The organism is Mucilaginibacter sp. KACC 22063 (assembly GCF_028736115.1).
Lineage (GTDB): Bacteria > Bacteroidota > Bacteroidia > Sphingobacteriales > Sphingobacteriaceae > Mucilaginibacter.
Genome location: NZ_CP117877.1, coordinates 87,821 through 105,387 on the forward strand (window position 1 = coordinate 87,821; position 17,567 = coordinate 105,387).

Genomic DNA, 17,567 nt, shown 5'->3' on the forward strand with positions numbered 1-17,567 from the left:
CTAATAAATATTTAAAAGGTCCGCAGGCGAAAGCTATGCGGGCCTTTTTGCTTTTCAAACCAAACCCCCATTGTGCGGTTATGGTAATATGGCTAAACGTCCACTGCTCGAATTTACCGATAAAGGCATTTACTGTGCCAGGGGGAAGTTTTATATAGACCCCTGGAAGCCTGTGAACGATGCAGTGATTACGCATGCCCACTCAGACCATGCCTATATGGGGCATAAGCATTACCTGGCGCATCATTTGTCGCGCGAGGTGCTGTATTATCGCCTGGGAGAAATCCAATTACAGACTGTTGAATATGGAGAGACGGTTTATAAAAATGGTGTAGAGATAACGCTGTTCCCCGCCGGGCATGTAATTGGGTCGGCACAGGTACGCGTAGCCAGTAAAGGAGAAGTGTGGGTGGTGTCCGGGGATTATAAAACCGAAGATGACGGCGTTTGCACACCATTTGAGCCTGTAAATTGCCATCATTTTATTTCTGAATGTACATTTGGTATGCCGGTTTACCAATGGAAGCCGCAAGTACAGTTGTTTGAGGATATGAACAATTGGTGGCGCAGTAACCTGGAGAACGGATTGGCTACAGTGGTAGTCGGTTATTCGCTGGGTAAAGCGCAGCGTATACTGCAAAACCTTGATCTTTTCAACGGTAAAGTATTTACGCACGGTGTGATTGAAAACACCAATGAGGCTTTGCGCCGAAATGGCATTCAGTTAAATCCTACAGAACGCATTACCGCAACAACGCCAAAAGAGGAAGTTAGGAAAGGGATTGTTATCGCCCCTCCATCATCAGTAGGCACACCTTGGATGCGTAAATTTCAGCCTTACAGCTTTGGGTATTGCTCTGGCTGGATGGCCATTCGCGGAGCTAAACGCCGCCGCGCAGCCGACCGGGGCTTTGTGCTGTCGGACCATGCCGACTGGAATGGGCTTGTAAGCGCCATTGATGCTACCGGCTGCGAAAAGGTATACCTTACCCACGGTTACACGGCTTCGTTTACGCGTTATTTAAATGAGATAGGATTTGATGCTCACGAAGTGCATACCTTATACGGCGGTGAAGAAGAAGATACCTCATCAAATTCGTCAGAAAATAAAGATCAGGAAATAACTTCTGATATTGTAAAAGAAGAAAGTAAAGTCCTCTCCTTTGGAGAGGATTTAGGTGAGGTTGGGGGCTCTATTAAATGAAAGCTTTCGCTCAGTTATTTTTATCGCTTGACGAGACCAACAAAACCAACGAAAAGGTTAAGGTTTTAAAAGATTACCTCAACTGCGTACCCGATACTGATAAAATGCACATGCTGGCGCTGTTTACCGGCAGAAAGCCAAAGCGCCCCATCAATAGTACTTTGTTCAGGCTATGGGCATTGGAAGCGCTTAGTTTACCTGCATGGCTGTTTGAAGAAAGCTACCATGTAGTTGGCGACCTTGCCGAAACCATCGCCTTGCTTTTTCCGCAGAATGAGAATGAGGGTAACAGTAAAACGCTTACCGAATGGATTGCCGATATCAATACGCTGGCTAACTTTACCGAAGAAGAGAAACGGATATGGCTGCAAACATCATGGAAGATGCTGGATACACAAGAGCGGTTTGTATTCAACAAGATACTCACAGGTAGCTTCCGTGTAGGCGTATCTCAAAACCTGGTTGTAAAGGCCATTGCCGATATTGCCGAACTGGATACCGCCGTGCTTACGCACCGCATCATGGGCAACTGGAAGCCGGAAGATTACACTTTCAGTGAGCTGATAGCCCCGGGAAAAGAATCGGAAGATATATCGCGGCCATACCCATTCTTTTTAGCCTATCCCATACAGGAAACATCCGAGAAGCAAAAAGCACCGGAAGATTTGCAAAATTCTTTAGGTGAAGCAACTGAGTGGCAGGCCGAATGGAAATGGGATGGTATACGCGCGCAGCTAATAAAGCGCGATGGGCAGTTGTTTATCTGGAGCCGGGGCGAAGATCTTTCAACCGATAAATTTCCCGAGCTGCATCCGTTTCTGTACGATCTGCCGGATGGTACAGTGCTGGATGGCGAGATCCTTAGTTTTAGGAATGGCGCACCGTTAACCTTTAATGTTCTGCAAACTCGTATAGGCCGCAAAAACCTGAGCAAAAAGATACTGGAAGATAGTCCTGTTGCACTGATTGCTTATGATTGCTTGGAATATAACGGCGAAGATATCAGGTATAAAACCCAGTCAGAACGGAGGGCTATCTTAGAGCAACTTCATGCTGCGACAACTCATCCGGAAATATTTAATATATCATCGCTTATTGATTTCAGCAGCTGGCAGGAATTGAGTGAGAAACGTGATCTGTCGCGCGAGATGATCGCCGAGGGTATTATGCTTAAGCGTAAAAGCGCCACTTACCAGGTAGGCCGCCGCCGTGGCGATTGGTGGAAGTGGAAAATTGATCCTTTATCAATTGATGCGGTAATGGTGTACGCTCAAAAAGGGCATGGCCGCCGTGCTGATCTGTATACCGATTATACTTTTGCCGTTTGGGATGGCGATAAACTGGTGCCTTTCGCCAAAGCGTATTCGGGCTTAACAGATGCCGAGATTAACAAGGTAGATTATTTTGTGAAGCGTAACACGCTCGAAAAATTTGGACCGGTACGCACGGTAAAACCCGAGCTGGTTTTCGAAATTGGTTTCGAGGGCATTAATAAATCAAACCGGCATAAGTCAGGTGTGGCATTACGTTTCCCGCGTATCCTACGCTGGCGGCATGATAAGCCTAAAGAAGAAGCCGATAGCATCGAGACATTAAAGGCGCTATTAGGTGAATAATTGCACGCAGTTGTTTTTGCTAATGATATTAGTATATTAGTTGCGTAAACCGTAAACCAATGGAAAAAGCAACTAAAGAACCACACCGCTGCGCCTGGCCTGGCAACGACCCGCTTTACATCAAATATCATGATGAAGAATGGGGAAAGCCTGTTCATGATGATGATAAGCTATTCGAGTTTTTGTTGCTGGAGGGTGCGCAGGCTGGTTTAAGCTGGATCACCATATTGCGCCGCCGCGAAAATTACCGCAAAGCTTTCGCTGGTTTTGATGCAAAAAAAGTAGCCGCCTTTACCGAGCAGGATGTGGAACGCCTGATGCAGGACGAAGGCATTATCCGTAACCGTGCAAAAATCCAATCTGCAGTAACTAATGCCCAACTATTTTTAGCTATACAAAAGGAGTTTGGTTCGTTCAATAAATACCTGTACAGCTTTATGCCCGATGGTAAGCCAATTGATAATAAACCTACCGAGCGTATAAATGCCACCAGCCCCGAGTCGGACGCGATTAGCAAAGACATGAAAAAACGCGGCTTCAAATTTTTTGGTTCAACCATTTGCTATGCCCACATGCAGGCTACAGGTATGGTGAATGACCATCTGCTCAGCTGCGATTTCAGGTAGTTTTTGTCTGAATCTGAATTTACAGAATTTTTGAATTATAGAATTCATTTTGCTTTATAACATTTGGAAAACCTAAACCTTTCAAGCATTAATCCTATTTTTGTGTTGCTTTAGATAATTGCTGATTCTGGCAATTCTTTAATTCAGAAAATTCTGATCAAATGAAGAAACTGTTTTTATTGGATGGCATGGCCCTGATGTACCGGGCACATTTTGCTTTAAGCAAAAATCCTCGGTTTACATCAAACGGCCTTAATACCTCGGCGGTAATGGGCTTTACCAATACCCTGCTGGATGTGATCAAAAAAGAAAAGCCTACACACATGGCCGTGGTTTTTGATACCGATGCACCTACCGAGCGCCATACCGATTTTACAGATTATAAGGCACATCGTCAGGCCATGCCCGAAGACCTTTCGGCAGCTATGCCTTATGTGATAAAATTGATATTAGGCTTCAATATACCGGTAATTACTTCAGACGGGTACGAGGCAGATGATATCATTGGCACTTTAGCTAAAAAAGCAGAAAAACAAGGTTACCAGGTTTACTGCATGACGCCCGATAAAGATTTTGCACAGCTGGTGTCTGATAATATTTTCATCTACAAGCCATCGCGCATGGGCAGCGATATCGAAATAATGGGCGTTAAAGAAGTTTGCCAGAAATGGGAAGTGGAAGACGTTTGCCAGGTAATTGATATCCTTGGCCTTTGGGGCGATGCGGTTGATAACATCCCGGGTATACCGGGCATTGGCGAAAAAACAGCTAAGGCTTTAATTAAACAATACGGTTCTGTTGAAAACATCATAAAAAACAGCCACGAACTGAAAGGCAAAATGCGTGAAAACGTTGAAAACTTTGCCGATCAGGGTTTGCTGTCCAAAAAATTGGCAACTATCCTGTTAGATGTCCCTGTCGAACTTGACGAAGAAGGCCTTAAGATTTGCGAGCCAAGCCGCGACCTGCTGGAGCCGCTTTTTGCCGAGCTTGAGTTCCGTACATTGGGAAGACGTGTGTTTGGTGATGACTTTACGGTAACCGAATACAAAGCAGTTGGTGTACAAACCGATTTATTTGGCAATCCTACTGCCAGTGGCCGCACCACTTTAACGGTTGATGTGTCAGATATTGCTACGGCCGACATCCCGGAACCGGGGAAGAACATTAGCAATACCCCGCACGAATATCATTTAGCGGATACTGCTGAAAAGCGGGCAGAGCTGATCACATTGCTTAAACAGCAAAAAACAATTTGCTTTGATACTGAAACTACCGGTACTGATGCTAACCATTGCGAACTGGTTGGTTTATCATTTGCGGTAAAACCCGGCGAAGCATGGTATGTGCCTGTACCTGCCGACCAGACAGAAGCGACTGCCATTGCACAGGAGTTTAAAGAATTGTTGGAAGATGAGCGCATTGCCAAAATAGGCCAGAATATTAAGTATGATATTTTGATGCTGAAATGGTATGATATAAAGGTAAAAGGCGATCTGTTTGATACCATGATGGCGCATTATATCCTTGACCCAGATACCCGCCACAATATGGATATCCTTTCTGAAAATTACCTGGGCTACTCGCCTGTTTCTATTACAGAACTGATAGGCCCGAAAGGCAAAAACCAATTAAGCATGCGCGATGTGCCAATTGAAAAGATAAAGGATTACGCCGCTGAGGATGCAGATGTTACCCTGCAACTTAGAAATGTTTTTGAGCCTAAGATTAAAGAAGTTGGTGCAGAAAAGTTAATACATGAGATAGAGCACCCGCTTATTTATGTTTTGGCTGATATGGAGCACGAGGGTGTGCGCATTGACCGCGATACACTAAGCGATTTTTCTCGTCAGCTGGAAACAGACCTGGTGCAGTTAGAAAAAACCGTGTATGAAAAAGCAGGTGTGCGTTTCAATATAGCATCACCTAAGCAATTGGGCGAAGTATTGTTCGAGAAACTAATGCTTGACCCCAAAGCTAAAAAAACCAAAACCGGGCAATATCAAACCGGCGAAGATGTGTTATTGGCCTTAGCTAACAAAAGCGATATCGTACGCGATATTTTAGACTTCCGTCAGCTGCAAAAACTGAAATCAACTTATGTTGATGCACTACCGCTGATGATTAACCCTAAAACCAACCGGGTGCATACATCATACAACCAAGCGGTGGCAGCAACTGGCAGGTTGAGTTCCAACAATCCTAACTTACAAAATATACCTATCCGCACAGAGAAAGGGCGTGAGGTGCGTAAAGCATTTATTCCGCGCGATGAAGGACACACCTTAGTTTCGGCGGATTATTCGCAAATTGAACTTCGTTTGATTGCAGAGATCAGCCGCGACCCGAACATGATGGATGCCTTCAGCAAGAACCTCGATATCCACACAGCAACAGCGGCCAATGTATATGGCATACCTTTAGACCAGGTAGACAGCACTATGCGCCGAAACGCAAAGGCCGTTAACTTTGGTATCATTTACGGCCAGTCGGCTTTTGGGCTTTCGCAAAGCCTGGGCATCCCGCGTAAAGAAGCTGCCGATATCATTGAGCAATATTTTAACCAATATTCAGGTATTAAACAGTACATGAGCGACACCATGAACTTCGCCCGCGAAAACGGTTATGTGCAAACGCTGATGGGCCGCCGCCGTTACCTGCGCGATATTAATTCGGCTAATGCAACCGTACGCAGCTTTGCCGAACGAAATGCGATCAATGCACCTATCCAGGGTTCGGCTGCAGATATGATCAAGATAGCCATGATCAATATTCACCGGGAACTTAAAGCACAGAAAATGGATGCCCGCATGACCATGCAGGTACACGATGAGTTGGTTTTTGATGTTCCGCACCATGAAGTGGAAAAAGTAAAGCCAATTATTGAGCACCACATGAAAACTGCGATAAAAACCGATGTGCCTATAGTAGTTGAAATTGGTAGCGGTACGAACTGGTTAGAGGCGCATTAATTATAAGGATATGTTTTTCCACTTTAGGGATAAGTTTCCGCAGCTAAACGCCTATTGGGAAAAATATCTTCCATTTCAAAAGCGGTTAGATATTGCAGCTAAAACCATCTTGCTTGAAGAAGGAAAGGTATCGCAGCATTATTACTTTATAGAAAAGGGCTGTATACGTACCTATTTTAATAACAATGGCGATAGCAAAACCGTTCAATTTTTCTTTGAGAATGAAGGCCTCATGTCATTCGATAGTTTTATTAACAATGTGCCCAGCCAGTTTACAATAGAAACACTTGAACCTTCGGTAATATATGAGCTGCCTAAACAATATGTTATGCAGTTAATTGAAGAATTGAGCGCGGAGAAAACGTTTACTCAGATGATGCTTTATATGTCGTCGCGCAGGCAAACGCATTATATCAATGAGTTTGTTTCTTTTATCCGCGACACACCCGAACAGCGTTACCTGCACCTGCTTACAGAACGGCCACATATTATCCAGCGAATACCGCAACATTACATCGCTTCTTACTTAGGTGTAAGTACTGTGCACCTCAGCCGCATTAAAAGCAAGCTTGCCAAAAGCAAACCACACTTTTAATATTCGATAACATATGTTATTGCCAGCTGCCTTTTTGCCTGGCTACATTTGCTTTATAAAAATTAAAGCAATGAAGGCAGCAGTAATATACCAGAAAGGCGAAATGCCGCAATATGTAGATTTTTCAGAACCGGCACCAAAAAACAACGATGCACTATTAGTTACTGTTAAGGCGGTGGCTATAAAGCATCTCGACAAAAGTAAAGCATCTGGCAAACACTACTCCAGTAATGAGTTGCCAGGCACCGGGCGCATTGCAGGCGGCGATGGCGTTTGCTTATTACCCAATGGGATAAGAGTTTATGGTATGGCTATAAATGGGATGCTTGCCGAAAAGGCATTGATCTATAAAGACCGGATCGTAAAAATCCCGGACGGTTTGGATGATGCAACAGCCGCAGCACTACCTAATGCAGTAATTGGGGCTGCTATGGGCTTAAAATTTAAGGCAGATATTCAGCCCGGGGATACGGTGCTTATTAACGGGGCAACAGGCTTTACCGGTCGTGTAGCTGTGCAAATAGCTAAATATTATGGTGCGGGCAAAGTGATAGCTACAGGCAGAAATCAGCAATCACTTAATCAGCTTTTGCTGCTTGGTGCCGATGAAATTATAACATTAAACGAGGACAATGATCAATTCGAATCTGCTTTAACTGGTATTCATCAAAAAGCACCTATAGATGTAGTTATTGATTATTTATGGGGCTCTACTGCTGAAGTTATATTATCGATACTGAAAGGCAATGGCTCATTTACGAATAAGATAAGATATGTATCTGTTGGTGCAATGTCTGGCGAATTTATTCAGCTTTCGGCATCAAATTTAAGAAGCGCTGATCTTCAACTGACGGGCTCGGGCCTCGGCGCGTGGACCAAACAACAGGTAAACGGGCTATTTAAAACTATTTTACCTGAAATGTTTGGGTTAGCCGCCGAGGGTAGGCTAAAAGTCGAAACCGAATTAGTAAGACTTGAAAATATTACTGATCTGTGGAACATGGAAGTACCGGACGGGAAGCGGCTGGTGGTGATTGTCTAAAGTATTTTACCCGTTGTAAATTAAGTATAACACACCAAACAGATTGTTGATTTATGGGTTGTGATTTGAGGTAATTGTTTATACCTTGAACCAATAATACCTATAATGAGAATCTATCACTTAAGCGCCGAATGTTACCCCGTGGCCAAGGTTGGCGGGTTGGCAGATGTTGTGGGCGCTTTGCCAAAATATCAAAATCAGGCTGGACTAAATGCGGCGGTAGTGCTGCCCTACTACAATCGCAAGTTTGTGCGCGAGCATCAGTTCGATATTGTTTTTGAGGCCTCGTCTTTAATGGGGACTGAGCGTTTTGATTTTGAGATACTAAAGGAACGCACCAACGTATTAGGTTTTGAGCTATACCTGATCAGGGTGCCCGGGCTTATTGACCGCGAAGAAGTTTACAGCTACCCTGACGAGCGCGAGCAGTTCATTGCATTTCAAATCGCATTTTTAGATTGGATCAACTGGTCGCAGCAGCGCCCGGATATTATCCATTGCCATGATCATCATACCGGGCTAATTCCGTTTTTGCTTTACCATTCGGTAATTTATAAACGCCTTAAAAATACGCCTACTGTATTCACTATACACAACGGCCAGTATCATGGCGCCTTCAGCTGGAATAAAGCTAATTTATTACCCGAATTTGATCCTGCCGCAGCAGGGCTGTTAGATTGGGCGGGTGGTATTAATCCGCTTGCTGCTGCTGTTAAGTGCAGCTCGAGATATACGACTGTTTCGCCAAGCTACCTGAACGAACTTACCCGCCAGAGCAACGGCCTTGAATATTTATTTTACTTAGAAAACTGGCGTGCATTAGGCATTGTTAACGGGATAGACAGCGAAGTCTGGAACCCGGATAAAGATTCGATGATTCCTGCCAGGTATTCGGCTAAAAAAATAAACCCGGGTAAGCAGCAAAATAAGCTGGCTTTATGCCAGCGCTTTGGGCTTGATGTTGAAAAGCCGTTGGTATCGTTCATTGGCCGCTTAGTAATAGAAAAAGGCGCCGACCTTTTACCCGATGCTATTGCCCACAGTATCCGCGAGCTGGAAGGGCAGGTTAACTTCCTGCTGTTAGGTACTGGCGACAAAGACACTGAGGAACGGTTAAAAATATTAGCCGAACAATATCCCGAAAACTGTAAGGTTTACATTGGGTACGATGAAGAATTATCGCACCAGATTTATGCCGGTGCGGACTTTCTATTAATGCCTTCGCGCGTAGAACCTTGCGGCTTAAATCAGTTATACTCATTACGATACGGCACAGTGCCTATTGTACGCAGTACGGGCGGCTTGCAAGATACCGTTATTGATTTCGGTGAAGAAGGAGGCTACGGTATCCGTTTCGATCAGCCAAGCGTGGCTGATATTAGTTACTCCATAAGCCGCGCACTTGCAGTTTACCAGAACACAGATCAATTACAATTGTTACGTAAACGTATGATGGCGCTTGATTTCTCTTGGAACCAATCGGCAGGTCAGTATATACAATTATATAAAAGTTTAATATCTCAACTATGATATCCAATGTAATATGCATCGTATTAGGCGGCGGCCAGGGCAGCCGTTTGTCACCGTTAACGGCTACACGTTCAAAACCGGCCGTACCAATTGCGGGTAAATACCGTTTGGTTGATATACCTATCTCCAATAGCTTGCATTCGGGTATAGACAGGATATTCGTGTTAACGCAGTTCAATTCGGCTTCGTTAAATAAGCACATTAAAAATACCTACCACTTCAGCAGCTTCAGTGAGGCGTTTGTTGATATACTTGCAGCTGAGCAAACACCATCAAGTGTGGCATGGTTTCAGGGAACGGCCGACGCTGTACGCCAAAGCTTGCACCACCTTGCTGTGCACGAGTTTGAGTATGTATTGATCTTATCGGGCGATCAGCTATATCAGATCGATTTTGAAGAGATGATCGGCCAGCACGTGGATAAAGGCGCTGATATTTCAATAGCTACCATTCCGGTTCATGCCAATGATGTACCGGGCTTTGGTATCTTAAAAACTGATGAGGAAAGCAACATCACCTCTTTTATTGAAAAACCTAAAAAGGATTTTGAAAGCTGGGCATCTGAGGTAAGCCCTGAAATGGCAGCACAGGGACGTGTGTACCTGGCTTCAATGGGTATTTATATTTTCAATAAGGATACTTTATACGAGTTGCTGGAAGGTAATGAAAATACCGACTTCGGTAAAGAGATCATCCCGCAATCTATCCAAACGCATAAAGTAGTGAGCTACCAGTATGAAGGTTACTGGACAGATATCGGTACCATCCCGTCATTCTTTGAAGCTAACCTTGGCTTAACAGATGATATCCCGCAGTTTAATCTGTTTGGAGAAAACCATATCTACACACGTGCGCGTATGCTGCCGCCGTCGAAAATATCGGGCACATTATTAGAAAAAACTATTGTTGCCGATGGTTGCATTATTAATGCACGCAGTTTGAAACGCTCCATTATTGGTATCCGTACCCGTATTGGCGTTGATACCGAAATTGAGAACTGCTATGTAATGGGTAGTGATAATTATCAGACACTGGAGCAGATCCAATGGTCGCGCGAAACAGAGACACCTATTATGGGTATTGGCGACCGTTGTAAGATTAAAAATGCTATTATTGATAAGAATACCTATATCGGTAACGATGTGTCCATTAACTGTGGCGAGAAACTGCCTGATGGCGATTACGGCGATTACACCAGCCAGGATGGCATTGTAGTGATTAAAAAACGTGCGGTTATTCCAAACGGAACGGTGATTTAAAACAAAGTTAATGTTTGCTTGTAGTATTGTAGAGTTCGTTTAAAAACAACAATAACCTATTCTATTATGAAAAAAGCAATTTGTTTAATCGCCTTAGGCGCAATCAGCTTCGGAAGCGTTATGGCTTACCCGGCTACAGTAAAAACGGCAATCGCAACCGATACAACTAAAGTAAAAGTTAAGAAAAAGGCGACTAAAACCAAGGTTAAAAAGAAAGTGGCTAAAGACACCACCAGCAAAATGTAATAAAGCAAGCCCCTCCCTTAAAAGAGGGGTTTCTTGTTTGTTAATAATACCTTATTTACATTTACCTATATGCCAGCTATACTACATATCTTAAACGGCGATGCCACGCTGAACAGCTTTAATGAGACCGGCCTTGATGGTGATGCACTGGTTTGGCGCGAAGTATTATCTGAAGGGCCGCTTACTAAAAAAATAGACAAAGCCTTTTGGGAGCAGCGTGCAGCATGGATATCTAAAACGTTTAATGATACACCTGAGCATTACATGCAATGGGTAGTAGGCGAGCTTGAAAAGCTGAATAATGATTACGAAGAGATCAATCTCTGGTTTGAGTTTGACCTCCATTGCCAGGTTAACCTGTTAGGCGTAATGCAACTGTTAAAGCAGCAAACTGATCTGACTGTACCTAACGTTTTCCTGATTTGCCCGGAGAGCTATCCTGGGATGGAAGATTTCAGAGGTATGGGGCAATTGAATGGCAGCCAGCTGGAGGATGTTTTTGATGATCGTGTACAACTTACCGAATATGATTTCACCCTGGCGGACGAGGCTTGGAATATTTATGTATCTGGCGATAAAGCGGCTATTGCCAGCTGGGTTGAAAGTGTGCCTTTTTGGGGAAGCTTATCGTTGTTAAAGCCAGCCATGCAGGCGCATTTAAAAAGATTAGAAACTAATGAGAATGGCCTTAATTATATAGAACAGAAATTACTGAAAATTTACCACACAGGCAAGACCAGCAGAAGTGATATTCATCAGCAGTTTTGGGCAGATGATAAAATATATGGCATGGGCGATGCGGAGCTAAATATTTACCTGAACAGATTGGCTGAAAAGGGATTAGCAAGTATCAGTTAGATGAAAAATGGCCTCTTCATGTTACTAATATTATGTCTTATATGTTCCTGTATTAATAAGCATAGTAAAGCAAATCACGAACTTACTGTGAGGGTGCCCTGTACTGACCAATATTCTCAAACAAGATTATATAAAGAAATTTTCAATATATATAAGGGTTACCAGACCACAGACATTCATTCTATATACCTAACAGATTCACTAAATTTTAGAATTTTTATTGGCACCTATGATGAAGTAGATGAGAATATACTGGTTAAGTACAGTGGTGATATTATAGATGTTGTGAAATTGAAAAGTACAAGTACCTTATCTGAATGGGATAATCCTAAAGTGTTAGAGAAAAAACAGTTTAAGTTAAATGATCCGAAACACTCAAAGCGGTTTGAATAAATAGTTTATTATCCAGTACTTTATCAGTTAAACATACCTACACCATTTCCAAAGTCTACGAGTATTTAAATAATCTTTATCGTGCTCGTTAGCATAAGCTTCCCGCTCAAAGCAGATATTCATGTAAGCCTCGTGGTGGGATTTGTATTTAAACCGGTTAATCAGGTAATTGATCAGATACAATACATAAAACGGCAGTATCAGCAGTTCTGCTTCCTGCTTCAGGTGTATGGCCTCATGCCTCAGCAGCACTTCGTCATTTGCCATTTCTTTCCCCCTGATCAGTATAAACGGGAAAAGTGCCATCGCGTCTACTTTCAAATATGGCACTACAATAACCGGGTAATTACTCTTTTTCATCCTCAGCCTTTACATGCGGCAAAGCCTGTAAACCTAATGCGCGAGGGTTGCGCATATACCGGCGATAATTGTTGCGGATAATCTGAATAAATTCGTAATCGTTTGTGGTGGTAACAATATAATAGCCCGGGCGGTACCTTTGCATAAAATCAGTCAAACGCGGCTCGGTAAGTCCAGTTATACGTGATACCAATGCTTTATTAAAGCGATAGTCGATGATGTCTTGCTGGTAATCGCGCTGAATGATCTCGCGCAGGTGTGCTGCATTCCGTCCGCTGCGGCTTAACGAATTCCAGATCCCATCGATACTTAAACCTGCCCCGCCATAAGGCGAAACACTTAAAAGGTCGCGGTCGGCCAGCGATCCGTAAACCTTACTGTATTCGCGTTTGGTAGCTTCTAATTGCTTTTGCGGCGTTTTAATTGTGTCGTGTATATCTACTTGGCGTAGCATAACACCCGTAGGCTTTAAGTATACGGCAATGGAACCAGTGCCCGAAACTGTTATGGTATCGCTTAAATAATTGGGTTTACTAAAAATGAGATGGTCGCCACTGCGTGCGTTAATGTGAAACTCGGCCTGTAAATTATTGTAAATGGATTCGCCTGTACGGGTGTTAATGATGTTCACCTTAGCAATACGTTCCTTGCTGTCTTTATCAAACACAACGCCATCGGCTTTGCGGTCTTGTGCATAAAGCTTTCCGCACACCAATAATATCAAGACTAAAAATAACGAACGTATATTCACTTCGGCAAAACTAAATCTAACAGCCGCATTTATCATACCATTTAACAAAAATTAACAGGCTATTTGGCTATAATAAGCTTTTGGCCAATCTGAATGTTGTTGTCGCTCATGTTGTTTAATGTGCGCATTTCTTCAACAGTAAGTCCAAAACGGCGGGAAATAGAATATAGTGTGTCGCCGGTAACAACGGTGTACAGTTTATTTACGGGGGCAGTATTTACAATAGAATCTTTGATCTCGTTACCAATGTTATTATTGATCTGTGTAAGCACGCGGTCTTCGCGCTTGATCTTTTGTACTTCTCCTTCCGGCCTGTCATAAGCATCCAGGTTATATTTCTGAATGATGTTGATCAGCATTTTCGGGTAGTTGGGGTTGGTGGCATATCCGGCATCCTTTAGCCCTTGTGCCCAGCCTTGGTAATCGTTCTTGTCCAGTTCAAATAAATGGGCGTAGCGTTTACGCTTTAGAAATGCTGAGTGGTCCCTGAAAGATGATTCAGGATCGCTATACACCCTGAAACAATCGTCGTGCTGGTCGTCATCTTTATAATAGCCCTCGCCTTTCCAGTCGCTGGTGCATTTAATACCGAAATGGTTATTGGCATAACGGGCAAGATCTCCGTTTCCATTACCCGATTCAAACAATCCCTGGGCAAGCGTAATACTTGCCGGGATGCCGTAAGTGTTCATTTCCTGTATGGCAATGGCCTTAAAGCGATCTATATAACTGGCTGCCGTATAAGTCACATAGCCACCGTCGGGTGCTTTATGCGCTTCGCGAATGCGTTTGTTATTGCGGTCAACTTCACGCTCTGATAAAACAGATGTTACCGGATGCGGAGTAATATTGGTTGCTACTCTTTTGTGGGCAGAGCATGCGCTGAGCAGCAACGCGGCACAAACAAGAAATAGTGATGATTTGCGCATTAAGAAGGGCTTTATTTGTTCAGTGTTGGCCCAAACTTAAACATTATTCCACATTTTTAGCAGGCTGTTGCTGCTGTTGTGGCTGATCTTCAGGCTTCTCGTCGTAAGCGTTAAGGTTATACTTGCGGATAAGCCCAAGCACCTGCGAACCCCACTTTTTACTGCTGGCGTAGCCGCTATGCTGAATACCTTTTACCCAACCCAGGTAATCATAATGGGTGAATTTTTCGGTAAGGTGGCTAAACTGCTTGCGCTCAGTCATAATACGGGCAAAATCCTGGAAAGAATCAAATGCCGAGTCGTACTGTTTATAGGCCGAGTGTGTAGCCTTGCGACCAGTGTATGATACAGGGCTTCTGCCCTTTACACCAAAGTGATTGTTCTGTGTGCGGGCAAGTTTGCTTGTTCCGCTGCCAGATTCGTGCATGGCAATAGCTAAAACGATACTTGCAGGTACGCCGCTTTCATGCATAATGCGAATGGCATTATCTTTGAATTTACTAATGTAAGATTGTGAGGCATTTTGCGCAGAGGCAACAGAAGCGGAAATGACAAAAGACGCAATCAGTAAGATTTTCTTCATAATTTACTTTTTTCTGATGATGAGGATACCATCGCGAATGGGAAGAATTAATTTTTCCACCCGGTTATCAACGGTTACCTGATCATTTAGTTTGCGGAAACTTTCTGTGTCGGCATCTTTTTCTATGCCATACACCTTCCCTTTCCACAAAACGTTATCAATTATAATTAAACCTCCCGGTTTTACTTTTTGTATTGAGCTTTCAAAATAGTTTAAATTGTTCTTTTTGTCAGCATCAATAAATACAATATTAAAATAATTATCTGGAAAATCCAAAAGTATCGGCATGGCATCTCCAATGTGCAAGTTGATTTTATCATCCACCCCCGCCATTTCAAAGTTTTTGCGCAGCATGGTTTCCATCTCTGCGTTTACTTCAATGGTTTCCAGTTTACCGCCATCAGCCAATCCTTCGGCAAGGCAAATAGCCGAATAACCAGTAAAAGCGCCGATTTCTAAAATGTTCGTCGGGTTCACCATTTTACTCAGCATGCTTAATAGCCTGCCCTGGTAATGCCCCGATAGCATATTGGCTTTTAACACTTTTACGTGCGTTTCACGATTGATTTTGCTAAGCACCTCTGGTTCGGCATCGCAATGTGCATCAAGATAGGCCTGCAGTTTGGGGTCAAGGATTTCCATGAGGCAAAAGTAAGGAAGAGAGTCAAGAATCGAGAATCAGGAATTAAGACAGGCTCCATGTCTCATCTTGTCGTATTGAGTGAAACAAAATATCTTTTGCATTTTGTTGATAATAATAACACACCCCTTGTTAAAGTCTTTGCTAGTTCAGGGTACTACAATTCCCCTCTTGAGAGGGAAAGCATAGATATTGTGGCTTGCAGTTGCGTTGATTGGGGTGTTTATCATACCGAGAGGCGCAAAATCTTGCGTCTCTATTTGATATATTATGATTTTGAATCCGAAATCACATAAACGCTTTCCGTTCCAGCCATGATTGCAGCAGGATGGTCGCCGATATATTATCGACCAGCGCCTTGTTTTGTCTCGCTTTTTTATTGATGCCGCTTTGCAGGATCACGGCCGAAGCCATTTTCGAGGTAAAGCGCTCGTCTAACATTTCAACGTGTATCTCCGGGAAATTTTTAGCTAACAGGTTAACAAAACCCCTGACATGCTGTGCCGATTGCGAAGGTGTGCCGTCCATCTGCTTGGGGTCGCCTACCACAAAACGCTCTACCTGTTCGGTTTGCAGGTATTTTTTCAGATAGTCGATAATTTGAAGCGGATGGATGGTATCCAATCCGTTGGCAATCATTTGCAACGGGTCGGTTACTGCAATACCGATACGCTTGGTACCATAATCAAAAGCCATTACTCTCATTCAGTTGCGGGTGTTTAGTTGCCGGTTTCTGTGTTTTGTAAAATCAAAGGTAGTTTTAATCTGATAACTGATTACTGTTAACTGGCAACTGAAAATTTATTACCTTGCACCAATGCAGTTTAAACAAATAGTTGGACAGGATGCCGTTAAGCAACGGTTACTTAACTCGGTAAAAGAGAACCGGGTAAGTCATGCCCAGTTATTTTTAGGTCCGGAAGGTTCGGGCAGTTTGGCGCTGGCTGTTGCTTATGCACAGTATGTATCGTGCGAAAACCGTCAGTCTGAAGACTCTTGCGGTGAATGTGCTTCATGCCGTAAGTATCAGAAACTAATGCACCCCGATCTGCATTTTTCTTACCCGTTTTTTGCAAAGCATAAAGACGATACCGCATTAAGCTTTATTGAAGAGTGGCGCGAAGCATTTGGCGCTAATCCGTACATAAGCCTCGATGTTTGGCGCGGGTACCTGGAAGCCGAGAACAAGCAGGCCAATATCAATATTGCCGAGTGCCACCAGATCATCAAAAAGCTTAGCTTAAAGCCTTTCGAATCGATCTACAAGATCCTGATCTTATGGCTGCCCGAGTATCTGGACAAAACCGGTAACGCCTTATTAAAGATTATAGAAGAACCACAGCCTAACACGCTGTTCTTATTGGTGGCAGAAAATCAGGACCAGATCCTGAATACGATACTGTCGCGAACCCAGCTGGTTAAAATACCATGCCTTAATTATAACGACGTAAGGGATTATCTGATTGAGCATGGTCAGCCAAAAGCAGCGGCCGAACAGGCAGCTTACTTAAGCAACGGCAACCTTACCGAGGCCTTACAGTTTCTGCAACAGGAAGAAGACAGCTATCATGGCTTGTTTGTAAAATGGCTGCGCTGCTGTATCACCAATAATAAGGAAGGTGAAATGTTTAAACTGGTTGAGCAACTGGCCAAGATGGGCCGCGAGAACCAGAAAAACTTTTTACGCTACGGCATTAGCTTTTTGCGCGAATGCTGCCTGATTAATGCCGGGGCAGAACAGCTGGTACACCTGCCGCAGGCAGAGATGGAACTGGCACAAAAAATGGCCAAAGCAATTGCTATTGCACCGGCCGAAGCAATAAGCGCCGAGCTTGAAAAGGCGCACTATCATATAGAACGTAATGCTAATCCTAAAATCTTATTTTTAGATGTATCTTTGCAGATTATTAAGATTTTAGTTTTTAAAACGCTCCCGAAAGGGACTCAATATATAACCTAAAAA

The 17,567-nt window shown here is 43.5% G+C and carries 17 protein-coding genes; 11 read left to right on the plus strand and 6 right to left on the minus strand.

Going from position 1 to position 17,567, the window contains the following annotated elements; translation table 11 throughout:
• The first annotated feature begins 88 nt into the window (after positions 1-88).
• The 10 genes from PQ461_RS00390 to PQ461_RS00435 all read left to right on the plus strand — a co-directional run bounded on the left by PQ461_RS00390 (position 89) and on the right by PQ461_RS00435 (position 11,948).
• On the plus strand, positions 89-1,204 hold the full coding sequence (locus tag PQ461_RS00390; RefSeq protein WP_274207633.1) for a ligase-associated DNA damage response exonuclease: 1,116 nt from the start codon (positions 89-91) through the stop codon (positions 1,202-1,204).
• Positions 1,201-2,820 (plus strand): ATP-dependent DNA ligase, encoded by a 1,620-nt coding sequence (locus tag PQ461_RS00395; RefSeq protein ID WP_274207634.1) that lies wholly within the window; start codon positions 1,201-1,203, stop codon positions 2,818-2,820. The genes PQ461_RS00390 and PQ461_RS00395 overlap by 4 nt, the downstream gene beginning before the upstream one ends.
• A 59-nt stretch (positions 2,821-2,879) precedes the next feature.
• A complete protein-coding gene (locus PQ461_RS00400; protein ID WP_274207635.1) occupies positions 2,880-3,446 on the plus strand; it encodes a DNA-3-methyladenine glycosylase I in 567 nt (188 codons plus the stop codon).
• A 161-nt stretch (positions 3,447-3,607) separates the two neighbouring features.
• The gene (gene polA, locus PQ461_RS00405; RefSeq protein ID WP_274207636.1) at positions 3,608-6,418 is read left to right on the plus strand and encodes a DNA polymerase I; all 2,811 of its coding nucleotides are present in this window, start codon (positions 3,608-3,610) and stop codon (positions 6,416-6,418) included.
• 10 nt (positions 6,419-6,428) lie between these two features.
• A complete protein-coding gene (locus tag PQ461_RS00410; RefSeq protein ID WP_274207638.1) occupies positions 6,429-7,013 on the plus strand; it encodes a Crp/Fnr family transcriptional regulator in 585 nt (194 codons plus the stop codon).
• A gap of 70 nt (positions 7,014-7,083) precedes the next feature.
• A complete protein-coding gene (locus PQ461_RS00415) occupies positions 7,084-8,055 on the plus strand; it encodes a quinone oxidoreductase family protein (protein WP_274207639.1) in 972 nt (323 codons plus the stop codon).
• Between the two features lie 105 nt (positions 8,056-8,160).
• A complete protein-coding gene (locus PQ461_RS00420) occupies positions 8,161-9,585 on the plus strand; it encodes a glycogen synthase (protein ID WP_274207641.1) in 1,425 nt (474 codons plus the stop codon).
• The gene (locus PQ461_RS00425; protein ID WP_274207642.1) at positions 9,582-10,844 is read left to right on the plus strand and encodes a glucose-1-phosphate adenylyltransferase; all 1,263 of its coding nucleotides are present in this window, start codon (positions 9,582-9,584) and stop codon (positions 10,842-10,844) included. The genes PQ461_RS00420 and PQ461_RS00425 overlap by 4 nt, the downstream gene beginning before the upstream one ends.
• Positions 10,845-10,910: 66 nt before the next feature.
• Positions 10,911-11,090, plus strand: coding sequence for a hypothetical protein (locus PQ461_RS00430; RefSeq protein ID WP_274207643.1), 180 nt, complete (start codon positions 10,911-10,913; stop codon positions 11,088-11,090).
• Positions 11,091-11,159: 69 nt separating this feature from the next.
• Positions 11,160-11,948, plus strand: a complete 789-nt coding sequence (locus PQ461_RS00435; RefSeq protein ID WP_274207644.1) for a DUF1835 domain-containing protein — start codon at positions 11,160-11,162, stop codon at positions 11,946-11,948.
• A gap of 420 nt (positions 11,949-12,368) precedes the next feature.
• Here the strand turns inward: PQ461_RS00435 and PQ461_RS00440 are convergent, their stop codons facing one another.
• The 6 genes from PQ461_RS00440 to ruvX all read right to left on the minus strand — a co-directional run bounded on the left by PQ461_RS00440 (position 12,369) and on the right by ruvX (position 16,309).
• A complete protein-coding gene (locus tag PQ461_RS00440; RefSeq protein ID WP_274207645.1) occupies positions 12,369-12,701 on the minus strand; it encodes a hypothetical protein in 333 nt (110 codons plus the stop codon).
• Complete coding sequence (locus PQ461_RS00445; RefSeq protein ID WP_274207646.1) at positions 12,688-13,488, minus strand: peptidase associated/transthyretin-like domain-containing protein; 801 nt, start codon at positions 13,486-13,488, stop codon at positions 12,688-12,690. The genes PQ461_RS00440 and PQ461_RS00445 overlap by 14 nt, the downstream gene beginning before the upstream one ends.
• Before the next feature lie 23 nt (positions 13,489-13,511).
• Entirely contained in the window at positions 13,512-14,381 is an 870-nt protein-coding gene (locus PQ461_RS00450; RefSeq protein WP_274207647.1) for a glucosaminidase domain-containing protein, read from the minus strand.
• Positions 14,382-14,424: 43 nt separating this feature from the next.
• On the minus strand, positions 14,425-14,964 hold the full coding sequence (locus tag PQ461_RS00455) for a glucosaminidase domain-containing protein (protein WP_274207648.1): 540 nt from the start codon (positions 14,962-14,964) through the stop codon (positions 14,425-14,427).
• Between the two features lie 3 nt (positions 14,965-14,967).
• Positions 14,968-15,606 (minus strand): O-methyltransferase, encoded by a 639-nt coding sequence (locus tag PQ461_RS00460; RefSeq protein WP_274207649.1) that lies wholly within the window; start codon positions 15,604-15,606, stop codon positions 14,968-14,970.
• A 286-nt stretch (positions 15,607-15,892) separates the two neighbouring features.
• Entirely contained in the window at positions 15,893-16,309 is a 417-nt protein-coding gene (gene ruvX / locus PQ461_RS00465) for a Holliday junction resolvase RuvX (protein ID WP_274207650.1), read from the minus strand.
• Positions 16,310-16,421: 112 nt separating this feature from the next.
• Between ruvX and PQ461_RS00470 the strand changes: the two genes are divergently transcribed.
• Complete coding sequence (locus PQ461_RS00470; RefSeq protein WP_274207651.1) at positions 16,422-17,564, plus strand: DNA polymerase III subunit; 1,143 nt, start codon at positions 16,422-16,424, stop codon at positions 17,562-17,564.
• Positions 17,565-17,567: the final 3 nt, after the last annotated feature.

What these genes read in the sequence shown, in the direction of transcription:
- PQ461_RS00390 (WP_274207633.1), top strand. Translation starts at nt 89, where the DNA reads ATGGCTAAACGTCCACTGCTCGAATTTACCGATAAAGGCATTTACTGT.
- PQ461_RS00395 (WP_274207634.1), top strand. Translation starts at nt 1,201, where the DNA reads ATGAAAGCTTTCGCTCAGTTATTTTTATCGCTTGACGAGACCAACAAA.
- PQ461_RS00400 (WP_274207635.1), top strand. Translation starts at nt 2,880, where the DNA reads ATGGAAAAAGCAACTAAAGAACCACACCGCTGCGCCTGGCCTGGCAAC.
- polA (WP_274207636.1), top strand. Translation starts at nt 3,608, where the DNA reads ATGAAGAAACTGTTTTTATTGGATGGCATGGCCCTGATGTACCGGGCA.
- PQ461_RS00410 (WP_274207638.1), top strand. Translation starts at nt 6,429, where the DNA reads ATGTTTTTCCACTTTAGGGATAAGTTTCCGCAGCTAAACGCCTATTGG.
- PQ461_RS00415 (WP_274207639.1), top strand. Translation starts at nt 7,084, where the DNA reads ATGAAGGCAGCAGTAATATACCAGAAAGGCGAAATGCCGCAATATGTA.
- PQ461_RS00420 (WP_274207641.1), top strand. Translation starts at nt 8,161, where the DNA reads ATGAGAATCTATCACTTAAGCGCCGAATGTTACCCCGTGGCCAAGGTT.
- PQ461_RS00425 (WP_274207642.1), top strand. Translation starts at nt 9,582, where the DNA reads ATGATATCCAATGTAATATGCATCGTATTAGGCGGCGGCCAGGGCAGC.
- PQ461_RS00430 (WP_274207643.1), top strand. Translation starts at nt 10,911, where the DNA reads ATGAAAAAAGCAATTTGTTTAATCGCCTTAGGCGCAATCAGCTTCGGA.
- PQ461_RS00435 (WP_274207644.1), top strand. Translation starts at nt 11,160, where the DNA reads ATGCCAGCTATACTACATATCTTAAACGGCGATGCCACGCTGAACAGC.
- PQ461_RS00440 (WP_274207645.1), bottom strand. Translation starts at nt 12,701, where the DNA reads ATGAAAAAGAGTAATTACCCGGTTATTGTAGTGCCATATTTGAAAGTA.
- PQ461_RS00445 (WP_274207646.1), bottom strand. Translation starts at nt 13,488, where the DNA reads ATGATAAATGCGGCTGTTAGATTTAGTTTTGCCGAAGTGAATATACGT.
- PQ461_RS00450 (WP_274207647.1), bottom strand. Translation starts at nt 14,381, where the DNA reads ATGCGCAAATCATCACTATTTCTTGTTTGTGCCGCGTTGCTGCTCAGC.
- PQ461_RS00455 (WP_274207648.1), bottom strand. Translation starts at nt 14,964, where the DNA reads ATGAAGAAAATCTTACTGATTGCGTCTTTTGTCATTTCCGCTTCTGTT.
- PQ461_RS00460 (WP_274207649.1), bottom strand. Translation starts at nt 15,606, where the DNA reads ATGGAAATCCTTGACCCCAAACTGCAGGCCTATCTTGATGCACATTGC.
- ruvX (WP_274207650.1), bottom strand. Translation starts at nt 16,309, where the DNA reads ATGAGAGTAATGGCTTTTGATTATGGTACCAAGCGTATCGGTATTGCA.
- PQ461_RS00470 (WP_274207651.1), top strand. Translation starts at nt 16,422, where the DNA reads ATGCAGTTTAAACAAATAGTTGGACAGGATGCCGTTAAGCAACGGTTA.